We start from the raw sequence: 3,883 nt of genomic DNA, 5'->3' as shown, positions 1-3,883 counted from the left end.
TGTCAGATCGTATGCGCCTGTTAGGGCGCGGCTGGTAAGAGAGCCTTATAGGCGCATCAGAAAAACCTCCGGCTATGCCGGAGGATATTTATTGTTAGCTTTCGAACGGTTATCAAAAGTTTATCAAAACCCCGGCTTAAATCCGCCTAAATAGCAACGGTGATCCAGTCTTTGCCGCGGTCGTCATGATAGCTATCAGTTTGTCTCTGCGATTTATGTCCCAGCAGTTCTTTCGTATTTACGCCCCGTACTCCACTGAATGGCGTTATTACTGGCAGGTGAACATGCCAGCAACCTCTGATGTAACGTGGATGACCTGCACGGATGATTGCGAAACCCCTATCCGTTACTGGGGCGACACGGTAGCTGAATGCGTTATCAATAAGCTCTGCCCGTCCCATACCTACGTCGTATTCAAATATCCTTAACCGGAGACATTATGCATCGCATTGACACACCAACTGCGCAGAAAGATAAATTCGGCGCGGGAAAGAATGGTTTTTCCCGCGGTAACCCGCAAACAGGCGTTCCAGCGACGGACCTTGATGACGATTATTTCGATGCTATACAGGAAGAGTTGGCTGGGTTGGTGGAATCTGGTGGCATAACCCTGGATAAAGCGGATTGTGGTCAGTTTTTTAAGGTGTTGAAGCTGATGTTTGCTGCAAACACTGATTCAATAGGCGCGTTTGCCGCTTTGGTTGGTGCCGCTAACAAACTCCCTTATTTCACTGGTTCGAAATCTGCAGCCTTAGCTGACCTTACCGCTTTTGCCCGCGAAATCCTGGCGCAAACTAATGCTGCTGGAGTCATCTCAAAGATTGGTTTGGGAACAGCGGTTACAAAAGGTGTGGGTACCGGAACTGGTCAAATCCCAGATATGTCAGCATTTGCATCAGGAACCAACCATTTCAAATTACCGAGTGGGTATATTGTTCAATGGGGATCTGGTCAGTCTAGTAATGGCGCGTTTGTATCTACATTCCAAATTCCATTTACTTCAGCAAATTACTGTCTTATCCCTATTGTTTACTCAACCACAGAACACCAGACATCGCAGTTGCTAACGCAAGCAGTATCACACAAGCAAATATAAACGTAGTAAATCCATCAGGTCAGGGATTAACTGTGTCGATGGGGTATTTAGCTATAGGAAAATTATGATGAAACAAAATTCTGTACATTTCCCATCGCAGAATGCAATTTTTCCAGTTGAGTTTTATGACTTTTACGCCTCTGCCGGTGTATGGCCAACTGACGGTATTGAGATTAGCGACGAAGGTGCGGCGAAATTTAATGGTGGCAATGAACCATCCGGAAAAATGGTTAGCATGGTTGATGGGGCGCTTTGCTGGGTTGATCGCCCTGAGTCAGTCCTTATTCTAGAGAAACTGATTGAGCAGGCTGAGCACCAAAAACAATCGCTGATAGCGTCGACCCAGCAGTCGATTTCACTGCTGATGGGCCGTACGCTGACTGCTACTGAGTCAGCGAAAGTGAATGCTACGCTGGACTACATCGACACAGTTGACGGCGTAAATACGTCAACTGTGTCGAATATTGACTGGCCGTTCCAACCTCAATGAATAGACATGAAATACTATGTCCGTCAGTGACGGGCATAGTCTACCCATATCAATTAGTTGTCTTAGCCACTCTATTGAGTATCGGTAATTTTGAAATGGCTCTAGTGATTTTAATAGAAGGCTTTTCAATAAAATTATAGGTTATCATGGACAGAGGAATGGATATTGCTAGGATAATAAAGCCAGCAAATATTCCAAAAGCAATGCGATGACTGCCGCTATAATCTAGTACCGCGTATACTATCAGCCCAACAGGAACAGCAAAAAGGTACAGGCTGTAACTAGTTTTACCTATAAGTAATGAGAATCTATTTTCTAGAAACCTTACAATCCTACCATCTTTGTTATATATGATAATTCCAATGACAGTGGTGCAAAGAATAGCTTGCGTCAGAATGTAATTGGGTGAAAATTCTTGGTAAATTCTCCCTATCGTAAATACAGAGATGAAAGCTAATGCAAGGTATTTTTGCTTATTAGAAAAGATGGATTTTGCCAGGTTTGTATTTAGCAACATGCCACAAATAAAAAATATTAATGATATGTTCAGCCATGGAATGTTTAGAGTAAGCGATGGTCTTTCGATTGCCGCAATGGAATAAAACAAAGCAACAAAAAGAACCAATATTCCATAGCGCTTAACTAGTAAGCACAATGGATAAACAATCAAAGCAAATGCCATTTCTTCCGTCAAAGTCCATGTTACATGAAGAACCGAACTATCAATTAGCAATGAGTTTTTTATGACATTTTCAAGTGATGGCAGCGGAAATGATGGTATAAATTTTTTTATTCCAAGCCCAACCACAAGCGTCAATAAAATCGCTGCAATTACTGTAGGATATATTCTGCCTACACGTTTTATAATGAATGGAATGTAACTACCTCCTGAACGCAAGATTGATGCAGATAACACATATCCACTTAGGATGAAAAATATTATAACTGGAGCCCTTCCATTAAAAATACTTATAGCGACAGAAAAAGGCCAAAGACCGCTTTTTGTATATTCATCTTTTACGGGTAGGGAGCAAAAAAGATCCCATAAGTCACTATTATAATGTAACAATGCATGAAAAATAATAACCGACATTGCTGCATAACCACGTAATCCATCGAGCGCTTTACAGTGCATTTTGTAAACATCCAGTATAGTTAGTGGTGACATTCTATAAGAAAGCACCGAACTTTCAACTTTTCATAATTAAATCCTAAGTAGAGTTCTCAGTCCCTACGTTCATTATTGCCGTTTTTCCCAAACCAACGTTTAGCGGGCCGCCGGCACGCGCCCCTCAAACCATAAAAATTCTCTTTGTCATAAACTAGTTCCGCGACTTTGGCTAACTCCCTCTTTACTGGTTATGTACACAGTATGTATGTTGTATTTTTATCCAGTGATAGGGCGTTGACATGGGATTTTCATCACCCGCTGCTGATTTCGCTGAAAAAGAATTTCCCTCGATAAGCTACTTATCAGTAAGTCAACTGCGACTCACTTTATGCGCGCCGCGTGCTCTCATTTTCGTGAAGGAGTTTTGCAAGGGCCTTGTTGGTGGTCGACTCTTCGCTTTCTCCATTCGATGGCTTACTTCTTGTGTGTGCTATCGAGGGAGAGTTCAGGGTAAAGCGTTATCGCCTGCACCCAACCCCACACCTGATCAACCTAGAAAATGGTCGAAGAGAAGAACTACCGGAAGATAAAGGTGGGTATACGGGGTCACTCCCTGTTTTTGGAGTGATCACGTACATCATCAACGATGCCAGATCGGGAGAGTTTGATGATTGCCCAGTGATGTGAAGCGTGTGTTGCTGGTTCGAAAAGCTTCGCCATTGGAACGTTATTGCACTTATAACTTACTGGTAATATTGATTATGTAATTATGAGTTATTGGCGAAAAACACTGTAACATGTTGATTTTATGAAAAAGTACGCATGATTTAAAAAACCTTGTAATCGGACCGATAACTTTCCCCAAAACTAAAATCAAGTTTTTGATAATCAGTAAGTTACGAAAGGCATGAAGTGGTTGTTTTTTTGAATTTGAAATGACTGTTTTGTTCATTAATTCATGATGTTAGTGTTATTTTTTAATGTAATGCTGCGTCATATGGAATGGTTCGAAGAGGCTGACCTTTTCGAAGAGGCTGACCTTATCGTTAAAGGTATGGAAGGCGCTATCAACAACAAGACCGTGACCTATTTGTAAGTATCCCGGCAAAACGACCCATTCACTTTTAGAGATCTTCCGACATACTGATTATGTCCCCTGAGGAGATCGCTATGCGTAAGATCCGAT

Annotated in this window: 3 protein-coding genes and 3 pseudogenes; 5 read left to right on the top strand and 1 reads right to left on the bottom strand. The window is 41.9% G+C overall.

The window, feature by feature from the left end; genetic code table 11:
* Positions 1-257: 257 nt before the first annotated feature.
* The 3 genes and pseudogenes from ACLGE8_RS22630 to ACLGE8_RS22620 form a co-directional block, all read left to right on the top strand.
* Positions 258-428: pseudogene (locus ACLGE8_RS22630) on the top strand (hypothetical protein); the annotation flags it as partial.
* Positions 429-439: 11 nt separating this feature from the next.
* Positions 440-1,096 carry a hypothetical protein gene (locus ACLGE8_RS22625; RefSeq protein WP_411001364.1) on the top strand — a complete coding sequence of 219 codons (657 nt, stop codon included), beginning with the start codon at positions 440-442 and terminating at the stop codon, positions 1,094-1,096.
* Between the two features lie 64 nt (positions 1,097-1,160).
* On the top strand, positions 1,161-1,586 hold the full coding sequence (locus ACLGE8_RS22620) for a tail fiber assembly protein (RefSeq protein ID WP_411001362.1): 426 nt from the start codon (positions 1,161-1,163) through the stop codon (positions 1,584-1,586).
* Between the two features lie 49 nt (positions 1,587-1,635).
* On the opposite strand, the gene ACLGE8_RS22615 is transcribed toward ACLGE8_RS22620, so the two are convergent.
* Positions 1,636-2,721 (bottom strand): acyltransferase family protein, encoded by a 1,086-nt coding sequence (locus ACLGE8_RS22615; protein ID WP_411001360.1) that lies wholly within the window; start codon positions 2,719-2,721, stop codon positions 1,636-1,638.
* A 275-nt stretch (positions 2,722-2,996) separates the two neighbouring features.
* Here ACLGE8_RS22615 and ACLGE8_RS22610 point away from each other — a divergent pair.
* Together ACLGE8_RS22610 and ACLGE8_RS22605 are read left to right on the top strand one after the other, a co-directional pair.
* A pseudogene (locus tag ACLGE8_RS22610) lies at positions 2,997-3,384 on the top strand (LexA family transcriptional regulator).
* A gap of 292 nt (positions 3,385-3,676) precedes the next feature.
* Positions 3,677-3,787, top strand: a pseudogene (locus ACLGE8_RS22605) (hypothetical protein); the annotation flags it as partial.
* Between the last annotated feature and the right edge of the window lie 96 nt (positions 3,788-3,883).

The sequence above is a fragment of the Kluyvera sp. 142486 genome, assembly GCF_046569695.1.
Taxonomy (GTDB): domain Bacteria; phylum Pseudomonadota; class Gammaproteobacteria; order Enterobacterales; family Enterobacteriaceae; genus Kluyvera.
Note: the sequence above shows the minus strand (reverse complement) of the source record. Positions and strands in the feature narration are given on the sequence as shown.

Bases quoted from the DNA above. Each gene is read 5' to 3' on its own strand.
- ACLGE8_RS22620 (WP_411001362.1), top strand. From the start codon at position 1,161: ATGATGAAACAAAATTCTGTACATTTCCCATCGCAGAATGCAATTTTT.
- ACLGE8_RS22625 (WP_411001364.1), top strand. From the start codon at position 440: ATGCATCGCATTGACACACCAACTGCGCAGAAAGATAAATTCGGCGCG.
- ACLGE8_RS22615 (WP_411001360.1), bottom strand. From the start codon at position 2,721: ATGCACTGTAAAGCGCTCGATGGATTACGTGGTTATGCAGCAATGTCG.